The 20,308-nt window shown below is 72.9% G+C and carries 16 protein-coding genes; 8 read left to right on the top strand and 8 right to left on the bottom strand.

The window, feature by feature from the left end; genetic code table 11:
* Positions 1-119 precede the first annotated feature (119 nt).
* Positions 120-3,209: an NACHT domain-containing NTPase gene (locus tag OOK38_RS03080; RefSeq protein ID WP_266763622.1), complete on the top strand. Its 3,090-nt coding sequence runs from the start codon at positions 120-122 to the stop codon at positions 3,207-3,209.
* Positions 3,210-3,214: 5 nt separating this feature from the next.
* On the opposite strand, the gene OOK38_RS03075 is transcribed toward OOK38_RS03080, so the two are convergent.
* From OOK38_RS03075 to OOK38_RS03060, 4 genes are all read right to left on the bottom strand, one after another.
* Positions 3,215-3,787: a GNAT family N-acetyltransferase gene (locus OOK38_RS03075; protein WP_266763623.1), complete on the bottom strand. Its 573-nt coding sequence runs from the start codon at positions 3,785-3,787 to the stop codon at positions 3,215-3,217.
* Positions 3,788-3,846: 59 nt separating this feature from the next.
* Positions 3,847-5,196 (bottom strand): hypothetical protein, encoded by a 1,350-nt coding sequence (locus OOK38_RS03070; protein WP_266763624.1) that lies wholly within the window; start codon positions 5,194-5,196, stop codon positions 3,847-3,849.
* A 169-nt stretch (positions 5,197-5,365) separates the two neighbouring features.
* Entirely contained in the window at positions 5,366-6,622 is a 1,257-nt protein-coding gene (locus tag OOK38_RS03065) for a GAF domain-containing protein (protein ID WP_266765905.1), read from the bottom strand.
* 298 nt (positions 6,623-6,920) lie between these two features.
* Complete coding sequence (locus OOK38_RS03060; RefSeq protein ID WP_266763625.1) at positions 6,921-8,555, bottom strand: acyl-CoA dehydrogenase family protein; 1,635 nt, start codon at positions 8,553-8,555, stop codon at positions 6,921-6,923.
* Positions 8,556-8,572: 17 nt separating this feature from the next.
* Here OOK38_RS03060 and OOK38_RS03055 point away from each other — a divergent pair, with 17 nt between their 5' ends.
* Positions 8,573-9,742, top strand: coding sequence for a YihY/virulence factor BrkB family protein (locus OOK38_RS03055; protein ID WP_266763626.1), 1,170 nt, complete (start codon positions 8,573-8,575; stop codon positions 9,740-9,742).
* Between the two features lie 18 nt (positions 9,743-9,760).
* On the opposite strand, the gene OOK38_RS03050 is transcribed toward OOK38_RS03055, so the two are convergent.
* Positions 9,761-10,594 carry an NAD(P)H-binding protein gene (locus OOK38_RS03050; RefSeq protein WP_266763627.1) on the bottom strand — a complete coding sequence of 278 codons (834 nt, stop codon included), beginning with the start codon at positions 10,592-10,594 and terminating at the stop codon, positions 9,761-9,763.
* 102 nt (positions 10,595-10,696) lie between these two features.
* On the opposite strand from OOK38_RS03050, the gene OOK38_RS03045 reads away from it, so the two are divergent.
* The gene (locus tag OOK38_RS03045) at positions 10,697-11,668 is read left to right on the top strand and encodes an AraC family transcriptional regulator (RefSeq protein WP_266763628.1); all 972 of its coding nucleotides are present in this window, start codon (positions 10,697-10,699) and stop codon (positions 11,666-11,668) included.
* A gap of 10 nt (positions 11,669-11,678) precedes the next feature.
* Positions 11,679-12,533: a helix-turn-helix domain-containing protein gene (locus tag OOK38_RS03040; RefSeq protein WP_266763629.1), complete on the top strand. Its 855-nt coding sequence runs from the start codon at positions 11,679-11,681 to the stop codon at positions 12,531-12,533.
* A gap of 9 nt (positions 12,534-12,542) precedes the next feature.
* Here OOK38_RS03040 and OOK38_RS03035 read toward each other — a convergent pair whose 3' ends face one another.
* The gene (locus OOK38_RS03035; protein WP_266763630.1) at positions 12,543-12,956 is read right to left on the bottom strand and encodes a VOC family protein; all 414 of its coding nucleotides are present in this window, start codon (positions 12,954-12,956) and stop codon (positions 12,543-12,545) included.
* An 81-nt stretch (positions 12,957-13,037) separates the two neighbouring features.
* Here OOK38_RS03035 and OOK38_RS03030 point away from each other — a divergent pair, with 81 nt between their 5' ends.
* A complete protein-coding gene (locus OOK38_RS03030) occupies positions 13,038-13,739 on the top strand; it encodes a ThuA domain-containing protein (RefSeq protein ID WP_266763631.1) in 702 nt (233 codons plus the stop codon).
* Positions 13,740-13,841: 102 nt separating this feature from the next.
* The gene (locus OOK38_RS03025; RefSeq protein ID WP_266765906.1) at positions 13,842-15,533 is read left to right on the top strand and encodes a carboxylesterase/lipase family protein; all 1,692 of its coding nucleotides are present in this window, start codon (positions 13,842-13,844) and stop codon (positions 15,531-15,533) included.
* Between the two features lie 35 nt (positions 15,534-15,568).
* On the opposite strand, the gene mmuM is transcribed toward OOK38_RS03025, so the two are convergent.
* Complete coding sequence (gene mmuM, locus OOK38_RS03020; RefSeq protein ID WP_266763632.1) at positions 15,569-16,489, bottom strand: homocysteine S-methyltransferase; 921 nt, start codon at positions 16,487-16,489, stop codon at positions 15,569-15,571.
* A gap of 365 nt (positions 16,490-16,854) precedes the next feature.
* Entirely contained in the window at positions 16,855-17,682 is an 828-nt protein-coding gene (locus tag OOK38_RS03015; protein ID WP_266763633.1) for an oxidoreductase, read from the bottom strand.
* A gap of 106 nt (positions 17,683-17,788) precedes the next feature.
* On the opposite strand from OOK38_RS03015, the gene OOK38_RS03010 reads away from it, so the two are divergent.
* Both OOK38_RS03010 and OOK38_RS03005 read left to right on the top strand, forming a co-directional pair.
* Entirely contained in the window at positions 17,789-18,742 is a 954-nt protein-coding gene (locus OOK38_RS03010) for a LysR family transcriptional regulator (RefSeq protein ID WP_266763634.1), read from the top strand.
* A gap of 136 nt (positions 18,743-18,878) precedes the next feature.
* Positions 18,879-20,288, top strand: coding sequence for an RICIN domain-containing protein (locus OOK38_RS03005; protein WP_266765907.1), 1,410 nt, complete (start codon positions 18,879-18,881; stop codon positions 20,286-20,288).
* Positions 20,289-20,308: the final 20 nt, after the last annotated feature.

Below are 20,308 nucleotides of genomic sequence, written 5' to 3'. Positions count from 1 at the left end.
TCTGTCACTGCTGCCTGCCCGGGAGTCCGCGCAGGCACTTCTGTCGGTCGGGGGACAGATGCGGACGGCCCCTCGTATTCTGCCCTTCCGGTACGGCGCGGTGGCCGGAGGGGGAGCCGATGGGGGACCGGGCGCACGACTTGTTCCTGGCCATGATCGCCTTCGTCCTCGGCGTGCTCGTCCTGAAGCTCAAGGATTGGTTCAAGCGCCTCGCCGACCTGGTCGCCACCGCGCTCTACAACCGGCTCGCGGGCAGCGCGCTTCTCGCCCGCACCGCGCTGCGCCGGTACACGGTCCGGATGTACGAACGCCACCACCGCTTCTCCGTCTCCTTCCGCCCGGAAGAGTCCAGCGTCATGGACATGGCCTCCGTCTATGTCCCGCTGCGTACCGCGTTCGGCTTCGGCGCCGTCGCGGAGCGGGGAGAGGCCACGGCGACGCTGGGCGAGGCGCGCCGGGCCGTCGTGCTGGGGGTCCCCGGTGCGGGGAAGACGATGCTGCTGCGTCACACGGTGCTGGCCTGGGCCGGCGATCGCTATCGGCCCGACCTGCCGCCCGAGCGCACCTGGTACGACCCGCGTCGAAGACACCGCGTCGACCTCGGCTCAGCGACCGATGTCCCCGTCCTGCTCTCCCTGCACTCGGTGGACCTGACCCAGGGCGATCTCGTCCGGCACATCGTCGGGCACTTCGCCGATCACGGCTTCCCGAACGCGGACAAGTGGGTTGCGCGGGCCCTCGACGAGGGTCGCCTCGCCCTCTACTTCGACGGACTCGACGAGGTTCCGACCGGGCAGCGCGCCCAGGTGGCCGCGGCGATCAGGAAGTTCATGACCGGGTACGGCCGCTGCCGTGCCGTGGTCACCTGCCGGGTCGCCGTGTACCGGGGCGAGTTCAACGAGGAGGCAGACCGGACCCTGCGCGTCGAGGAGTTCGACGACCGTCTCGTCGCCCGCTTCCTGCGGGGCTGGCCCTGGCCCCCGAGGCTGGAGACGGACATGGTGGAACAGCTCCTCGGCGCTCTGCGCGACACCCCGCAGCTGATGACCTTGGCCCGCAATCCGCTGCTGCTCACGATGATCGCGACCCTCTACAGCCACGAGTACGCGGGGACCGGCCAGGTCCTTCCGCACAACCGCGCCGATTTCTACGAGCAGGTCACCGTCAGCTTGCTGCGCGACCGGCAACGCGACGCGCGCTTCGCCCAGCCCGTGAAGCGGGCGGCGCTTCAGCGGCTCGCGCTCGCCGCCCAGGCCGTCTCACCGGACGCGTACGACCGGCTCGCGATGCCGTACGACAAGGTGGCGCCGGTGATGCGCGAGACCCTGGAGCGGTACGGACACCCGGCCGACGGCGGCGAGGACATGCTCGACGAGATCGTCGACCGCAGCGGCCTGCTTCTGTCCGCCGACAACGGCGAACGCTTCCAGTTCGCCCACCTCACGCTGCAGGAGTACTTGGCGGCCACGGCCCTCGCCGACGAACCCGCCGCACTCCTGGAGCACTACCACCAGAATCCTGAGGTATGGCGCGAGACGCTCCGGCTGTGGTGCGGCGTCGTCTCCCACGACTGCTCCGGACTGGTAGGCGAGATCTTGCGCACCGATCCGCTGCTCGCCTTCCAATGCCTGGCCGACGCACAGGTGGTGGAGGACGGGCTCGCGGACGAGATCGTGACGATGTTCCACGACCGCCTCGGGGAGGGAGGGGCGAGCGGAGAGAGGCGGGGGCAGGACGGTGTCGTGGCCGCGTTCGGGCTCGTCGCCGCGGACCGGCGCCTGCGCGGGCGAGCCGTGTTCACGCTGCTGCTGGAGACGGCCGAGGACTTCGGGGACCCCGAGCGGGCGCGGGCGGCGGTCCGGGCACTCGCGGCGACGCATCTGCCGGGGGCTGCACGGTTCCTTGCGTCCGAGCTCACCCGACTGCCCGGCGCGAAGGCGGCGTTGGCGTCGATGGGCGATGTCGCGGTGGCGGCGCTGCTCGATGCGGAGCTGGATCTGCCCGATGCGCTGGTCGGGGAGCTGCTGTGGACCGTCCGCACGCCCAGGGCGATCGACTCGCTGTGCGAGCTGCTCGGCTCGGAGGAACGGGAAACCGCGTGGTGCGCCGCTTTCCACCTGGCAGACCTCCTGAAGGACCGTGAGACGGCCGTGGCCATGGGTGACTGTTTCCGGGAGCGAACCCGGCGGTCTCGCGCCTGGCGCCAGCTTTCCTGGTGGGATTTCACCTGGGTGTGGTCGCCCTACTGGATCAAGGGCGACTGGCTGCGGCTGTGGGGAATCACCGCCACCCTGGCCATGCTCCTTCGCGAGGCCGCCGAGTCCGGTACGGCCCCGCCTCCCGGTGTGGAGCCCGACCCCCGTCTCGTCGTGCCGCTCGCGCTGGTGGACTACGGCGGTGCCGGACCGAGGGAGCTGAGCCTGACGGACAGGCCTGTCGATCAGGCCCTCCTTGGTGACCTCGACGCCTTTCTCGGTGACCCCGGAGGAGCGGCGCGTCTGCTTGGCTCGGGTCGGCACGGACTGACTGAGCTGGGGATGCAACTGGCTCTCGCCGACGGCCCGGGCGTGAGTGGACGCGCTTCGGCCGATGTCCGTGCCGAGCTGGGCCGCCGCCTGGTGGCGGCGGCCGGCCTGTCCTCAGCGCGCGTGAAGCTGCTGGAGTGGCTCCGGCCGGAGGTATGCCTACGCGCGGTGCGGGTGCTCACCCACACCGGCATCGCGCGCACGGAGAGTTGGAGGGAAGGCACCACACGCCTGGGTAACTCCTATTTCGTCGGCAGGTTCTCTACGGCCCTGCTGCTGTACGCGCTGCTGGCCGTCGCCCCCTGCGCCAGAGTCGGCGCGGTTCTCCTGGGCGGCTCTTCCTGGGGTGTGCAGGGCCGGCTGGGCATCGTCTTCCTGGCCCTCAACGCGGGCGGACTGATCTACTTCACCCTTGTCCGGGCTCCTCGCAGGAATGCGCCGGACGTCGTGGACCGGGATCAGGCCGTCCGGGGCGACATCTGGACCTGGATGGTCTGCGTGGTGCCGCTCGCCGGATGCGTCGCAGTGGTCGAGTGGTGGGGTACCTGGGCGTCGGGCGCCATGGGCCTGGCGATCTTCGCGGGCATCGTCGGCCTCCTGGCGCCTCTCGCGACGCCTCGGGCACTGGAGGAATTCCTCGACGAGGGACTGCCCTCCATGGTGCTGCCCCTCGTACAGGAGTGACCCGCTCAGGAGTGCCCCGCCCCCGGCCACGGCCCCGGTGTGGTCACCTCCGGCTCCTCCTCGACCTTGGTGTCGAAGAGCGTGAAGCCGCGGCGCAGATAGTTGTCCATCGCGTGCTCCCCGTCCTTGCTGCACGTGTGCAGCCAGACGCGCTTCGTCTCGGCCCGCCCGGGCCAGCGTCCGGCCAGGTCCCAGGCGCGCGCGACGCCGTACGAGAGGAGGTGGCCGCCGATGCGGCGCCCGCGGAACGCGGGGATGAGGCCGAAGTAGACGACCTCGACGGCCCCGTCGTCCTGAGGGTCGAGTTCGACGTAGCCCGCGGGCGTCCCCCGGTCGTAGGCGACCCAGGTCTCCACGCCCGGCCTGTCGAGCGCCTCCTGCCACTGCGCGTACGTCCACGCGAGCCGGTCCGTCCAGCGGATGTCCCCGCCGACCGACGCGTACAGGAAGCGGCTGAACTCGGGCGAGGGGACCTCGGCGCGGACGATCCGCAGGTCCCCGCCGGGCGCGCCCGCGGGGAGCAGGTCGGTCGGGGCCGTCTGCTCAAGGGACCAGGTGGTCACAATGACGTTGCTCATGAGCGCCAGGGAACCATGGGGGCCCGTGCCCCTCCAAAAGGGGTCCGGAAGGCGGGCGGCTACTCGAGCGAGCCGTCGACCGACGACAGCGGCACCGCGTAGAGCACCCGCTGGGCCGTGGTGTCGGTGAGTGTCCACAGTTCGCCGGTCCGCTGCCAGTAGGAGAGCGATCCGGTGCCCAGGCCCCAGCAGGCGTGCGACTGGTCCGCGGTGCACGTGGCCGCCTCGGCGCCGTGTCCGGTCTGCCGCCACAGGGAGCCGTGCCGGGCGCGGCTGTCGGACGGCCGCACGGCGTACCACCGGGTCTCGTGCGTGCCGGCGGCCCGGTGGGAGAGGACCCCGGACACTCCGGTGCCCTTGGACGAGTAGGCCTCCACCGCGTCCACGTGGCCCTGGGCGTCCGCGAGCAGTCCCGTGCGGTACGCGGCGGTGCTGAACGCGTACCGCCAGACACGGGTGCGCTCCGAACGGCTGCCCGCGGCCTCCGTCGCGACGAGGCTGTCCGGGGCGGTCGTGCGGTCCAGGGAGAGCGAGCCGAAGCAGGGGACCGCGCGGTCCCGGCCGCGCGTACAGGCGCCGCCCTCCTGGTCGTACGAGCCGATGGCGGGGAGCACGTACCGGTGGCCGGCGGCGGAGTAGCCGTCGCCCACCCGGCCCACGGCGCCGCTGTCCACGTCGGCCCGCAGCAGCCGGTGCAGGTCGAAGACGAGAAGGCCCTCGCCGTGCTCCGCCGTGACGATCAGCTTGTCCTGGTACCAGGCCATGCCGCCGAGGCCCGAGTGGACCGCCGTGAAGTCCTCGCCACCGGAGCGCGGGGCGACCAGCAGGACCCAGCGATAGGTGAGGGCGTCCGGGTCGGTCGCGTCGACGAAGGCGATCCTGGCCAGGCCCTCGTCGCGGGTCGGCGCGGCCGCCTGCCCGTCGCGGTGCGTCCACCCGGCCAGGATCACCGGGCGGGTGCCCCACCGGCCGCTGCCGTCGGCGTCACCGGACGTGGTCACGGAACGCGGCTGCCACTGCCCGGTCCGCGCGTCGGCGTCGTCCCAGCAGTACGCGCGGGTGGCGGTGGGCTCGACGGGCAGCGCGGCCCGCTCACCGGTGGTGCAGTCGGCGGTGTTCCGCATCGCGTGGTCGGTGTCGTCGAGGACTCCGTCGACGCCCACATTGCCGCCCATGTTCCCGCTGAGCGTGTCGAGCGTGTCCCGGGAGGTGAGGTTCTCGTGGAGGCGCAGCTGCTGTGCCGCGGAGCTGGAGCGGAGCTCGGTGAGTCCGCCCGGACTGTTGCTGCCGGTGGCCTGCGAGGTGCTGATCAGGGTGGCGGCCGCGGTGAGCGCGAGCGCGGTTCCGGCCAGGGTGGCGCGCAGCGCCTGTCCCCTTCTGCGACGACGGTGCCTGCCGCGCTGCTTCATGCGTCCTCCCGAATAGGCCAACTGCCTCCCCCGCCGAGGGCGTTGACGGAGAGACGGGTGGGGTGGCCTGTGAGGGGATGCTACGGCAGAGACCCCCCGGCCAGGACAAAGACGGCGGAAGACGCTCACGAAATACGCTCCTTCACCCCTCCCCCACCCCTCCCCGCGCTCAGGACGGCGCCGGCTCGCCCGCCCCCCGCGCTCCGAGCACCGCCGGTGCCGTCGAGTGCGGCAGCAGGTCCCGGGGGTCGTCCGGCAGCAGCACGTCGACCTCGACCTCCTCGCGGAAGCGGTACGGGCGGTGGTCGAGGAGCCCGATGAGCCGGCGGCGCACGCGGGAGAGTTCGGCGCGGACCGTGACCGTGCGGGTCGGATCGCCGAAGAGCTCGACCGCGAGCTGGGCCGCGCTGCGCCCCTGCCGGTGCACGGCGAGGACGTAGAGCAGTTCCGCGTGGCGCGGGCTCAGGTCCTGGGCCCAACTGCCCGCCATGCCCGAGACGGTGACGTGCGGCCGCCGTGGGTCGCCGAGGTCGAGGACCACTCGGCCGGCGCTCCCGTCGTCGTCGGCGGGGGTGACACGCAGCAGCCAGCCGCCCGGCATCGGTTCGGCGACGCACATCCCGAGGGAGGGCAGCCAGGCCGGGCCCGCGCCGAAGGGGTCGGGCAGCGGGACCCGGTCGACGGGCGGCATTCCGGTGACGGCGGCGAGCCAGCCGTGGGTGTCCACGACGAGCGCCGGGCCGTCCAGCCGGCACAGCAGGGGAGCGGCCACGGCGCGCAGCCGTTCGATGGCTGTCAGATGTCTGTCGCGCAGTTCGCTTTCGGCCAGTCTGGACACCGAGTCGACCAGGGCGAGCGTGGCCGGATGAAAGGTGCTGTCCGGGCCGCTCACGTCGATGATCCCGAGCAGCCGCCCGTCGCGCGGGTCGTGCACGGGCGCGGCGGCGCACGTCCAGTCGTGCAGGGTGCGCACGAAGTGCTCGGCGGAGTGCACCTGGACGGGGGTGCCCGCGGTCAGGGCCGTGCCGATGGCGTTGGTGCCGGTGGTGTCCTCGCTCCAGGCGGCGCCTTCCTCCAGACAGATGGTGTCGGCCCGGCGCAGCACGCCCGGGTTGCCCTCGCGCCACAGCACCCGGCCCTCGGGGTCGGTGACCACCATGATCTGCAGGGAGGCATCGGCGACCGCTCCGAGTCCGCCGCGGAGGGTCGGCATCACATCGGCGAGCGCCGTGGAGGTCCGCCGGTGTTCGAGTTCGGCCGTCTGCAACAGCACACTGTCCGTTCCCTGTTCGGGATCGACACCGAATCGCTTCACTCTCTGCCATGACCGGCCGATCACCGGACGCGGAGCGATCGGGCCGCGTTCCCCCTTGACCGACGCGGCCCAGGTCTCCTGGAGGTGCCCGGCTGTTTCGGGCGCGTCCAGCGGTGCGAAACGGGCGGGGTTGAACGATGTCGTCTTCACAGGGCACTCCCGAAACCAGGACCGCGTACGAGCCGCGACGCCGCCGTCGTCCCACATCGTGCCTGCTCTCGGCCGGGTTCGCCGGGCCTTCGCGCAAGGTGCACAAAGGAATGCAACGGTCTGCAACTCTCGCCAACGGTCACAAGGTTCCTTGAAACTGACAGCGACGCCGCCCGTGCGGCGTCCGAGCTCCTGCACGGGGCCGGAGGCGGGGGTGGTGCCGTGTCGGCGCAGCACCACCCCCGCTTCAGCGCCTTCCTCAGGACACCGGCCGGGCCCGCTCCACGACCGTGGCCAGATCCAGACTGTGCGGCAGCGTGCCGAACGCCGCGCCCCAGTCACCGCCCAGGCGCGAGGCGCAGAACGCGTCGGCGACCTCCGGGGGCGCGTACCGGACGAGCAGCGAACCCTGGAGCACCAGCGCGATCCGTTCGACCAGACGGCGGGCACGGGCCTCGATGCCGTCCAGGTCGGCGAGTTCGGCCAGCAGGTTCTTGATGGCCCCGTCCAGCCGGTGGTCGGCGCCGCGGGCCTGGCCCACCTCCCGCAGATACGCGTCCAGGGCCCCCGGCTCCCGCTGCAGCGCGCGCAGGACGTCCAGCGCCTGCACATTGCCCGCGCCCTCCCAGATGGAGTTGAGCGGCGACTCCCGCAGCAGCCGCGGCATGCCCGACTCCTCGACGTAGCCGTTGCCGCCCAGACACTCCAGCGCCTCCACCGCGACCGGCGTACACCGCTTGGTCACCCAGTACTTGGCGGCCGGCACCGCGAGCCGCAGGAACGCCCGCTCCTGCTCGCTCCCGTCGTCGTAGGCCGCGGCCAGCCGCATCGCCAGCGTGGTCGCCGCCTCCGACTCCAGCGCCAGATCGGCGAGGACGTTGCGCATCAGCGGCTTGTCGAGAAGCCGGCCGCCGAACGCCTCGCGGTAGGTGGAGTGGTGGATCGCCTGCGCGACCGCCTGGCGCATCAGCGAGGCCGAACCGAGCACACAGTCCAGCCGGGTCGCCGCGACCATCTCGATGATGGTCCGCACCCCGCGCCCCTCGTCGCCCACCCGGCGCGCCCAGGTCCCGTCGAACTCGACCTCGCTCGACGCGTTGGACCGGTTGCCGAGCTTGTCCTTGAGGCGCTGGATACGGAAGACGTTACGGGTGCCGTCCTCCAGGACGCGCGGGACCAGGAAGCAGGTCAGTCCGCCCGGGGCCTGCGCCAGCACGAGGAAACCGTCCGACATCGGCGCCGAGCAGAACCACTTGTGCCCGGTCAGCGCGTACGTACCGTCCTCGGCGAGCGGCCGGGCCTCGGTCGTGTTGGCGCGTACGTCGCTGCCGCCCTGCTTCTCGGTCATGCCCATACCGAAGAGCACGCCGGCCTTCTGAGCGGCGGGCCGCAGCTCCTGGTCGTAGATCGTGGACGTCAGCCGCGGCTCCCACTCGGCGGCGAGCGCCGGGTCGGTGCGCAGCGCGGGCACCGCCGCGTGGGTCATCGACAGCGGGCAGCCGTTGCCCGCCTCGGCCTGGGTCCAGATCACGAAGCCCGCGGCGCGCCGGAGGTGTCCGCCGGGGCGGCTCCAGGCCGAGGTCAGTCCCGCCGACACGCCCTTGCCCAGGAGGCGGTGCCAGGACGGGTGGAAGTCGACCTCGTCGATCCGGTTGCCGTAGCGGTCGTGGGTGCGCAGCTTGGGCGGATTCTCGTTGGCCAGCGCACCCCACTCCTGCACCTGGGCGGAACCGGAAGTCCTGCCGAGCGCCGAGAGCTCCTCGCGCGCCTCGTCGAGAAGTTCCGGATCGAGATGTCGGTCGACCGCCTCGACGAGGGCCCGGTCGGCGGCGAATACGTCATATCCGACCAGGGGCGGGACCTGGTTGGTCACGGTGTGGGTGCTGGCTGCCATACCGCTACCGTAAGGACGTGCACCAGGCAAAAGAAACACCTGAACGGCCTCGCTCGGGCCGCTTCCACCGCGCTCGCGCGCTCTACCGGAACGTTTCCAAGCGCAGGACCGCCTGGCTGCTGATCAAGGACACCGTCAACTCGTGCATGGAGTACCGGATCCTGGGACTGGCGGCAGAGGCCGCCTTCTTCACGCTCCTGTCCGTGCCGCCGCTGCTGCTGAGCATGATCGGGCTCCTCGGATACGTGGACGACTGGACCGGCGCCGACACCATCGCCAGCCTGGAGTCCAACATCCTGGAGGCGTCCCGCACGGTGCTGACCCAGAAGGGCGTGCACCAGATCGCCGAGCCGATCCTGCACGACGTGATGAAGGGCGGCCGGCCCGACATCATCTCCCTCGGTTTCCTGTTCGCCCTGTGGTCGGGCTCGCGCGCGGTGAACGTCTTCATCGACACCATCACCGTGATGTACGGCCTCGACGGCACCCGGGGCATCGTGAAGACCCGGGTGATGTCGTTCCTGCTGTTCATCGTGGCGCTGCTGATCGGCTCGGTCGCGCTGCCGCTGATGGTGGCGGGCCCGGACGCCGTGGTGAACATCGTGCCGTGGTCGACGACCGTCGTCCAGGTCCTGTACTGGCCGGTCGTCATCGTGCTGTCGGTCGTCTTCCTGACGACCCTCTACCACGTGTCCGTCCCCGTCCGGTCCCCCTGGGTCGAGGACGTGCCGGGCGCCCTGGTCGCCCTCGCCATGTGGGTGCTCGGCAGCTTCCTGCTCCGCATCTACCTGACCAACACCGTCGAGGGCCCCACCATCTACGGCTCGCTCGCCGCACCCGTCGCCGTCCTGCTGTGGATCGGTGTCTCCGCCTTCGCCGTCCTGGTCGGCGCGGCCGTCAACGCCGCCATCGACCGGGTCTGGCCCGCCGCCGCCACCGCCGCCGCCCGTGCCGCCAACGAGCGGCTGCGCGAGGCCCAGGCCGCCGAGTTCGTGGCCCGCGCCGCCGCGCACCGCTCCTACGACGCCGACCCCGACGACCCCGACATGCCCTCCGAATTCCCGGAACGCTGGTCGCGCTTCCTGCCCCCGGAGGACGTGACGTCCCGCCTGCGCACGCACGCCAAGAACACCCACCACACCCACCGCGCCCCGAAGAACGGCGAGGAGCGCCCTCCCCGGGACTGAGTCCGGGGCCGCCCCTCGTCAGCCCTTCCACACCCCGGCCGCCGCGGCCTCCCGCGCGAAGTCCGTGAAGTCCCGCGGCGCCCGGCCGAGGATCTCCCCGACGCCGTCCGAGAGGTGGGAGTTGCGGCCGTCGAGGAGGCTCTCGAAGAGGTCGACGAGGAACTCGACCTCCTCGGCCGGCACCCCGAATCCGGCCAGCGTGTCCCCGTACTGCCGCGCCGTCACCGGGGTGTACGCCAGCTCCTCGCCCGTGGCCCGCGAGATCTCCGCGACCGCCTCCCGGAAGGTCAGCAGCCGGGGTCCCGTGATCGCGAGCTCCCGACCGGAGTACCGGTCGCCCCCGGTCAGCGCGGCCACCACGACGTCCGCGATGTCCCGGACGTCGATGAACGGCTCCCGCACCTCACCGGCCGGGAAGACCAGCTCCCCATGGCGCAGCCCCTCGACCAGCGGGCCCTCGCTGAAGTTCTGCGCGAACCACGCGGCCCGTACGATCGTCCAGTCCGCGCCGGACGTCCTGAGCGCCTCCTCGGTCGGCCGGGCCCGGTCCTCGCCCCGCGACGACAGCAGCACCAGCCGCCGTACGCCGAGCCCCACCGCCTCCCGGGCCAGGGCCCCGACCGCCTCCGTGGCGGCCGGCGAGCCGACGTCCGTGGGATACACCAGGTACGCCGCGTCGGCGCCGCGCAGCGCCCCGGCCCACGTCGAGGCGTCCTCCCAGTCGAAGCCCTCGCCGCGCGATCCCGCCCGGACCGTCAGACCCGCTGCCCGCGCCGCCTGTGCGACCCGGCTCCCGGTCCGCCCCGTGGCCCCTGTCACCAGCACCGTCATGTTCCGCGTGTTGTCTGTCATGCGCCCAGTCAACTGCCGCCCCCGGCAAGGAACCATCGGTGAACGGCTCATTCCCATAAGCGGACGTCCACGGCCGTTCGGACCGCCGTCTACGCTGGCGTCATGGACGCTCCGCCACGCTCGAACACGCTCACGCGGGGGGACCCCCTCGCAGGCCTGCTGGAGGGTCCACGCGCGCGTGGCGCCTTCATGATCCGCGCGTGTTTCGACCCGCCGTGGTGCGTACGCATCGAGGACCGCGCCCCCCTGACGATCATGCTGGTGGTCAGCGGCGACGCCTGGGTGGTACCGGACCGGGGCGAGCGGCTGCGGCTGCGGGCCGGTGACGTCGCCATCGCGCGCGGCCCGGACGCGTACCTCTGCGCCGACGACCCCGGCACCCCGCCGCAGGCCGTGATCCTGCCGGGCGGCGAGTGCACCTACCCGGACGGGCGCTCGCTCAAGGGCCACTGGGACCTCGGAGTCCGCAGCTGGGGCGACACGCTCGACGGCTCCACGGTGCTGCTGATCGGGACGTACATGATGCGGGGCGAGGTCAACGGCCGGCTGCTCGACGCCCTGCCGCCGCTGCTCGCGCTCCCCTCCGACGTGTGGGAGTGCCCGCTGACACCGATCCTCGCCGAGGAGATGGTGCGCGACGAGCCCGGCCAGGAGGTCGTCCTCGACCGGCTCCTCGACCTGTTGATGATCACCGCCCTGCGGGCCTGGTTCTCCCGCCCCGAGGCCGCGGCGCCCGCCTGGTACCAGGCGCTGGCGGACCCGGTCGTGGGCCGCGTGCTCCGGCTCCTCCAGGACGACCCGGCCCACCCCTGGACGGTCGCCGGTCTCGCCGCCAAGGCCGGGGTGTCGCGCGCCGCCCTGGCCAGGCGCTTCGGCGAACTCGTCGGGGAACCCCCGATGACGTATCTGACCGGATGGCGCCTCGCCCTCGCCGCCGACCGGCTCCGCGAGAGCGACGACACCCTGGAGACGATCGCCCGCCACGTCGGCTACGGCAGCGCCTTCGCGCTGTCCAGCGCCTTCAAGCGGGTCTACGGCGTCAGCCCGCAGGAGCACCGGGCCCGCCCGGCGTAGCCTGGCGTACATGTACGCGGAACGGGCGTCCCGGTTGCCGGGCGCGGTGGTCTGGACCCGCGTCCTGGCCGGTACCGCACCGAGCGGCGGGACCGCGGCGGCACCCGCGCTCCGGACGGAGACGGCGTCCCCGCGGGTGGCGGCAGCGATGTCCGCGCTCGCCTCCGGAGCCGAGCACGGGGACGGGCGCGGAGCCGGGCATGGGGACGGGCGCGGAGCCGGGACCGAGGACGGGTCCGGGACCGCCCGGAGTGCCGTGCTTCCCGACGGCTGCATGGATCTGCTGTGGACCGAGGGGCGGTTGCTCGTCGCCGGTCCCGACACACGGCCCTACATTCCGGACGCAGTGCCCGGCGGCTGGGCCGGAGTCCGCTTCTTCCCCGGCACGGCACCCGCCTACTTGGGTGTGCCCGCGAGCGAACTCCGGGACCGGCGTGTGGAGTTGACCGACCTGTGGCCCGCCTCCGAGGTGCGCCGCCTCACCGCGCGGATCGACGCGGCCGCCGACCCCGTGGAAGCGCTCGAAGAGGTCGCGCTGCTCCGGGCGGCCGAGGCCGAGCCCCCCGATCCGCTGCTCCGGGAGGTGGTGGCCGCCCTGGACGCGGGGCGCCCGGTCCGCGAGACGGCCGACGGACTGGGCCTGGGCGCACGGCAGTTGCACCGCCGCTCGCTCGCCGCCTTCGGCTACGGACCCAAGACCCTGGCCCGGGTCCTGCGACTGCAGCGGGCGCTCGCCCTCGCCCGTGCCGGCGTGCCCTTCGCGGAGACCGCGCTGCGCGCCGGGTTCGCGGACCAGGCCCATCTGGCGCGAGACGTGAAGGAGTTGGCGGGAGCGACGCTCGGTGAACTGGTCGGTCACCGGTAGCGAGCCGGACTACTGTGCCGGAGCCTGCGCCCCGGGCAGGCGGGCGAACAGGTCGACGCCGTTGCCGTCCGGGTCGTGCACGACGGCGTACCGCATGCCCCAGAAGGCGTCCCACGGCTTGAGCTCGCCGTGGTGACCCGCGCCGACGAGCTCCTCGTACACGGAGTCGACCTCGGCGGGGTTGTCGCAGAGGAAGGCGAGCGACGCCCTGCCGCCGCCGCTCGGAGGCCGCCACCCGGCGTGGAACGACCGGATGGTCTCCTCCGTGTCCAGCGCGAGGCGCAGCCCGCCGGGCAGCTCTGCCTCGACGTGCGGCTCGTTCTCCGCGCCTTCGGGGAAGACGAGCCCGAGACGGCCGTAGAAGGCGAGGGAGGCGGCCATGTCGGAGACGGCCAGCCCGATCACATCGAATCGTGGAGTCATACGGTCACCGTAGGCGGGCCGCGGGCGACCGGTCTTGAACGAAACGGACACCACCGCGGCGGTCGCCCCTAGGGTTCCGTCATGGTCTTCCGCGTTCTCGTGTACACCCGTACCACCGGCTACCGGCACGACTCCATTCCGGCCGCCGTCGCCGCCGTGCGCGCCCTCGGTGACGCGCACGGCTTCGCGGCCGATGCCACCGAGGACCCCGCGGCCTTCGAGGCGCCGCTGGACCCCTACGCGGCGATCCTCTTCCTCTCGACGAGCGGCGAGGTGCTGACGCCGGCGGGCCGCGACCGGCTCGCGGCGTACGTCGAGGGCGGCGGCGGCTTCGTCGGGGTGCACGCCGCGGCCTGCACCGAGTATGAGTGGCCCCGCTACGGCGAACTGCTCGGCGCCCGCTTCGACCGGCACCCCGACCTCCAGCCGGGCCGCGTCCTCGTCGAGGACCACGGACATCCCGCCACCCGGCACCTGCCGCCCGTCTGGGAGTTCACGGACGAGTGGTACGACTTCCGCTCCAGCCCGCGCGGTTCGGTACGCGTGCTCGCCTCCGCCGACGAAACCTCCTACGAGGGCGGGGGAATGGGCGACGACCACCCCCTGGTGTGGTGCCGGGAACAGGGCGCGGGCCGGGTCTTCTACACCGCGCTCGGACACACCTCGCGGGCGTACGAGGACCCGGACTTCCGCCGGCATCTGCTCGGCGGCGTCCTCTGGGCGGCGACGGGGCCCTCGGCCGGTTCGGACCAGGTCGCGTCGACCCCCGCCGCACAGCCGTAGCCGCACAGCCGTATCGGCCGAATGGGGACCTCCGCAGGAATACCGGGAAGTGATGTGGTGCTCTGATCCTTACCACTCGCGACGATGAGGAGCTGGTCCCGGATGGCGGTGGACGCGGTGGATCCGTTGGCGGAGACGAAGGACCCGGTGGTCGCCACCCCGTACGGAGCGGTGCGCGGCCGGTACGAGAACGGGATCGCGGTCTTCCGGGGCATCCCGTACGCCGCCCCGCCCTTCGGCGCCCGCCGCTTCCGCCCGCCCGTGCCGCCCGAGCCCTGGGACGGGGTGCGGGACGCCGGCGCGTTCGGACCGACGCCGCCGAAGCCGCCGTACTCCGAAGCGTTCGCCCGGCTCCTCTCCGACCCCGTCGTGCCCGGTGACGACTGCCTCAATCTGAATGTGTGGACCCCGGCGCCGGACCCCGGCGCCCGGCTCCCCGTCATGGTGTGGATCCACGGCGGAGCCCTGACGCGCGGCTCCTCGGCCGTGCCCGTGTACGACGGGCGCGCCTTCGCGCGTGACGGCGTGGTGTTCGTGTCCGTCAACTACCGCCTGGGCGTGGAGGGTTACGGCCTGTTCCCGGACGCACCCGCCAACCCCGGGCTGCGCGACCAGCTCGCCGCGCTGGAGTGGGTGCGGGAGTCCGTCGCCCGGTTCGGCGGCGACCCCGACCGGGTGACCGTCTTCGGCGAGTCCGCCGGAGCCATCAGCATCGGCGCGCTGCTCGCGAGCCCGCGCGCCCAGGGCCTGTTCCGCCGGGCGGTCCTGCAGAGCGGGCCGCCCGAGGCGAGCGACCGGGACAAGGTGCGCCGGATGGTCCGCAGGATGGCCACCCGGCTGAAGATCCCCGCGACGGCGGAGGCGTTCGCCGCCGTCGACCGCGACCTGCTCCTGCGCACCCAGGCCGACGTGGGCAGGCTCAGCAGCCCGGTGCTCGGCGGTCCCGCCTTCGGCATCGTCGTCGACGGCGACCTCGTGCCGCGCGACCCGCTGGAGGCCCTGGTCGAGGGCGCCGCCCCGGACGTCGGCCTCCTGCTCGGCTGGACCCGTGACGAGTACCGGCTGTGGCTCGTACCGGGCGGGCTCGTGGAACGCGTCGACCGGCTCGGCCCGGTCGCCCTGGCCGGTGCGATGGCCCGCTGCCACTGCGGCCACGAGGTGCCCCGCGGCTACCGAGCCCTCCACCCGGAGGGCGGCACCGCCGATCTCGTCGGGCAGATGATCACCGATCATCTCCTGCGGGTCCCGCTGCACCGCCTCGCCGACGCGCGGAGCGGCCGGCCCACCGCGTCCCTCGACGCGGACGTCCCCGGCGAGCACCGGGCCCCCGCCCATGTCTACGAGTTCGCCTGGCCGTCCAACGTTCCCGGCCTCGGTGCCTGTCACGCCCTGGAACTGGGCTTCGTCTTCGACACCGCCGATGTACCGGCGTCGGCGAAGCTCGCGGGCGAGGGCGCCCCGCGGGAGCTGGCGGACGCCATGCACGGTGCGTGGGTGCGGTTCGCGGTCGACGGGGACCCGGGATGGTCCGCCTGGGACGCCTCGCACCCGGTCCGGATCTTCGGCGAGGGCGACCCGCACACCGTGCTGGGCCCGCGCGACCGCGAGCTCGCCCTGTGGGAGGACGAATCGGCCAGGGCCGCGGCCGGGCCCGCCGACCCCGCGGTCCGGCCGGTCGGCTCCGTGGAGGACGCGCCCACGTCACGCCCCTCCGTCGACGCGTCCGCACGCATCGCGACCCCGCTGTCGGCCGTACGCCGCTTCCGCCGCTCCGGCGGCGCCGGCCGGACCTGACCCGACGGCGGGCGGGAGCCGGGGAGGCCCGGGGACTACGCGGCCCGCAGAGCCGCCGTGATCCCCGCGATCGCCTCCGGGCCCACCCGGCAGCATCCGCCGATCAGCCGGGCCCCCGCCCGCTCCCAGCCGCCGACCTGCGCGGCCGTGAACGTGGAGCCGCCGGTCCAGGCGCGGGCCCGGGCGTCCCAGGCCTCGCCGCTGTTCGGATAGACCACGACCGGCTTTCCCGTCACGCGCGCGGCGGTGGCGACCGCCGCGTCGACGTCCTCGGGGACGCAGCAGTTGACCCCGACCGCGACGACCTCGTCGGCCTCGGCGGCCAGGGCGAAGGCCTCCTCCAGGGGCTGCCCGGCCCGCGTGCGGTCACCGGCCACGCTGTACGACAGCCACGCCGGTACGCCGAGCCCGCGCACCCCCCGCAGCAGCGCCCGCGCCTCGTCCGTGTCCGGGACCGTCTCCAGGGCCAGCGCGTCGGGCGCGGCGGCGGCCAGCACCTCCAGGCGCGGGCGGTGGAACCGCTCCAGTTCCGCGACGCTCAGCCCGTACCGTCCCCGGTACTCCGAGCCGTCCGCGAGCATCGCCCCGTACGGGCCCACCGACGCGGCGACCCACAGCGGCCGCGCGACGCCCTTCGCGTGCGCGCGCCCGGCGGCCTCGCGGGCCAGCCCGACGCTCAGGCCGAGCAGTTCGGCCGCCCGGTCGTGCGGGATGCCGCGCCGGGCGAAGCCCTCGAACGTCGCCTGGTAGCTGGACGTGATCGCCACGTCCGCGCCCGCCTCGTAGTAGGCGAGATGCGCCTCGACGATCGCCTCGGGCCGCTCCGCGAGCAGCCGCGCCGACCACAGCGCGTCGCTCAGGTCGTGCCCGGCCGATTCGAGCTGGTTGGACATCCCTCCGTCGAGCACGACCGGACCGGTGGAGAGCGCGTCGGCGAGGGCGGAGTCGCTGGTCATGGCTCGACGCTAGTCGATGAGGGCTGCCGCGCCGGGGCCGGTCCACCCGCTGAGCGGCTGTCCCGGTGGATGAGACGGCGGGCCCGTCCACCGGGGTGCCGTGGCTCGCACGGCTGACACGGCCGGGGTGTGCCGGGCAGGGCCCGGTGTCACGGAGGCGGGGCGGGCCGGACGGCACCCCACGGCATCGGCGACACCCCCTTGAGGGGGGATGCTGCGTGACGTGTTCGTTCGAGGACGACGCCGAGCTCTGCGACCGCGCCCGCCCCGGCTACCCGCCCGCCCTGGTCGAGGCCTTGGTCGAGGCCCTGATCACCGGCGCGGGCGGGTAGCCGGGGCGGGTGGCCCCGACCGTCACCGGCGTCTCACTCCTCGAACGCCGTGTCCCGCGCGGCCTTCTCCCAGGCCGTGATCTCCGCGCGCTGCGCGTCCAGGTGACCGAGGACGGCGTCCACCCCGTCGCCGCCGAGCGGCAGCCGCAGCGGAGTGCGGTCGTCGGCGAGAGCGGCCAGCACCGCGGCCACGCCCTTCGCGGGGTCACCGGGCTGGTCCCCGTCACCGGCGGCCACGGCCCGCCGGGTCGGGCCGACCGTGTCCGCGTAGTCGGCGATCTCCGCGCTCGCGCCGGCCGCGCCCATCAGGTGTGTACGGAACGCGCCCGGCTCCACGATCAGCACCTTGATGCCGAGCGGCGCCACCTCGCCCGCCAGCGCGTCGGAGAAGCCCTCCAGCGCGAACTTCGTGGCGCAGTACGCGGAGAAACCCGGGTACGTCATCTGCCCGCCCATGCTGCTCATCTGGACGATCGCCCCCGAGCGCCGCTCCCGCATGTGCGGCAGCACGGCCCGCACCAGTGCGGCGGGCCCGAAGAAGTGCAGCTCGAAAAGGGACCGCAGCTCCGCGTCCGTCGTCTCCTCGGCGGCGCCGACATGCGTGCGGCCCGCGTTGTTGACCAGCACGTCGATCCGCCCGTGCCGCTCGACGACATCGGCCACGACGGAGTCGATGCCCGCCGCGTCCGTCACGTCGAGGGCGAGCGCCTCGACCTGATCGGGGTGAGCCGCCACCAGATCGGCCAGCGCCTCGGGCCTGCGGGCCGTGGCCACCACGACGTCGCCCTGCCCGACGGCCGCCTCGGTGAACGCCCGGCCGAAACCGCTGCCCGCGCCCGTGACCAGCCACACCTTGCTCATGTCCGACTCCCTGGTCGTCTCTTCGTCCGCTGTTCCGCTTCCGATGAGTCGAGCCTGGCCCCGCACCCGGTCGCCCGTCCAAGACCCTTCGTGATAACCCATGGTTATGGCCATGGACGTTCACGGGCGGGACCTGTGCTACTTCGTCGCCGTCGCGGAGGACCTGCACTTCACACGCGCCGCCGAGCGCCTCTTCGTCTCCCAGCCCGCCCTCAGCAAGCAGATCCGCATGCTGGAGAGGCGGTTGGGCGCCGAACTGTTCGAACGGGACCACCAGGGCGTGCGGTTGACCCCCGTGGGCACCGCCCTGCTGCCCCACGCGCGCCGGGTTCTCGCCGAGTGGGCCGGCGCGGCCGAGGCCGTGGAGCGCGCCAAGGCCGAGCAACTGGCGACCCTGGTCGTCGGCATGAGCACGAGCCCGGGGCGCGGCGGCCTGCTGCCGGCGATCAGGTCCCGGTTCGGCGAGGCGTGCCCGGCGGCCAGGATCGAACTGCGGCAGGTGAGTTGGGCGGACTCCAGCGCCGGACTCGCGGACGGCTCGGTGGACGTCGCGTTCGTCTGGCTGCCGGTGCCCGACGAGGAGCGCTACGCCTGGGTGGTGGTGGCCGAGGAACCGCGCCATGTCGCGCTGCCCGACACGCACGTCCTGGCGGACCGCGAGGAGATCGACTTCACGGATCTCCTCGACGAGCCGTTCATCGCCATCCCCGAGTCCGCCGGAGTGCTGCGCGCGTACTGGCTCGCCCTCGACGACCGCGCGGGGCGCCCGCCGCGGATCGGTGCCGAGGCCGCGAACGCCGACGAGACGTACGAGGCCCTGGTGGACGGCCGGGGCGTCTGCCTGCTCGCCGCGGGGAACGCGCCGCTGCTCACCCGGGGCGGTGTCGTGACCCGTCCGGTGCGCGGCATCGCGCCGAGCAGACTGGCGCTCGCCTGGCGGGCGGACGACCGGCGCCCCCTCGTCCGGGCCTACGCGGAAGCGAGCCGCCTCGCCTCGGGGCACCGGCCCGTCCGGCCCACGGGCCCCACCGCGCGGGACCGATCCCGTCCGCACCGTTGACCTCGTCGTAGCACGCGCTTACTTTTTCGGCGGCAACGTTCGTAATCGCAGATATTGTTCGGCATACCGGACGGACGGTCACCGCATGAGCCGCACCATCAGTCCCCTTCGGACGAGCCGCACGAAGCGTCACGCGCTGAGACGTGCGTACGCCCTCCTCGTCGCCCTCTGTCTGGCCGTCGCCGGGGGACTCCTCGCCGCCGGGCCCGCCCAGGCGGCTGCCCAGACCATCACCAACGGCACCCGGTTCACCGACACTTCGGGCGCCGCGCTGCACGCGCACGGCGGCGGGGTCGTCAAGGTGGGCAGCTACTACTACTGGTTCGGCGAGAACCGCAACGCCGACAACACCTTCCGGTACGTCGACGCGTACCGCTCCACCGACCTGAAGAACTGGGAGTTCCGCAACCACGTCCTGACCCAGTCGAGCGCCGCCGAGCTGGGCACGGCCTACATCGAGCGACCCAAGGTCATGTACAACGCGTCCACCGGAAAGTTCGTCATGTGGATGCACAAGGAGAACGGCGTCGACTACAGCGAGGCGCGCGCCGCCGTCGCCGTGTCGGACACGGTGGACGGCGCCTACGCCTACCGGGGCAGCTTCCAGCCGCTCGGCCAGTACATGTCCCGCGACATCACGACCTTCGTCGACACCGACGGCACCGGCTACATGGTCTCCGCCGCCCGCGAGAACTACGACCTCCAGATCTACCGGCTCACCGCCGACTACACCGGCATCGCGGCCCTGGTGGCCGACCCCTGGCACGGCGGACACCGCGAGGCGCCCGCGCTGTTCAAGCGGGGCGGCGTCTATTTCATGCTGACGTCGGCCGCCACCGGCTGGAGCGCCAACCAGCAGCAGTACGCCACCGCGACCTCGCTCGCCGGTCCCTGGACCGCGATGACCAACGTCGGCGACTCCACGGCGTACGGCTCGCAGACCGCGTACGTCCTTCCCGTGCAGGGGACTTCGGGCACCTCGTACCTCTATATGGGCGACCGCTGGGGCAACTCCTTCGGCGGCACCGTCAACGACTCCCGGTACGTGTGGCTGCCGGTCGCCTTCCCGACGACGACCACGATGTCCCTGTCCTGGTCCCCGGAGATCACCGTCGACACGACCGCCGGGACCACCGGCGGAACGAGCGCCGCCTACGAGACCCTGACGGCGCGTCACTCCGCCAAGTGTGCCGACGTGCCCAACCAGTCGCTGTGGCAGGGCGTCGGGCTCGCCCAGTACACCTGCAACGGCGGGGCGAACCAGAAGTTCTGGTTCAAGTCCCTGGGCGGCGGCTACTACGAGCTGATGGGCCGGGGCAGTTCCCTGTGTCTGACCGAGGGGGCCACCGGCGTCACACAGGAGAACTGCTCCGGCGCCACCGCCCAGCAGTGGTCGGTGACGGCCTCCGGCGGCTATGTGCTCCTGAAGGCCAGGGCCTCCGGCGAGTGCCTGGACGTGTCCGCCGCGTCCACCGCCAACTCCGCGGCCCTGATCACGTACACCTGCAACGCGGGCACCAACCAGCAGTGGACACGCGGCACGTGAGTTCCGGCATCACCGACACC

The sequence above is a fragment of the Streptomyces sp. NBC_00568 genome, from assembly GCF_026341855.1.
In the GTDB taxonomy this organism is placed as follows: Bacteria; Actinomycetota; Actinomycetes; order Streptomycetales; family Streptomycetaceae; genus Streptomyces.
This window is presented reverse-complemented; position numbering and strand designations above follow the sequence as displayed.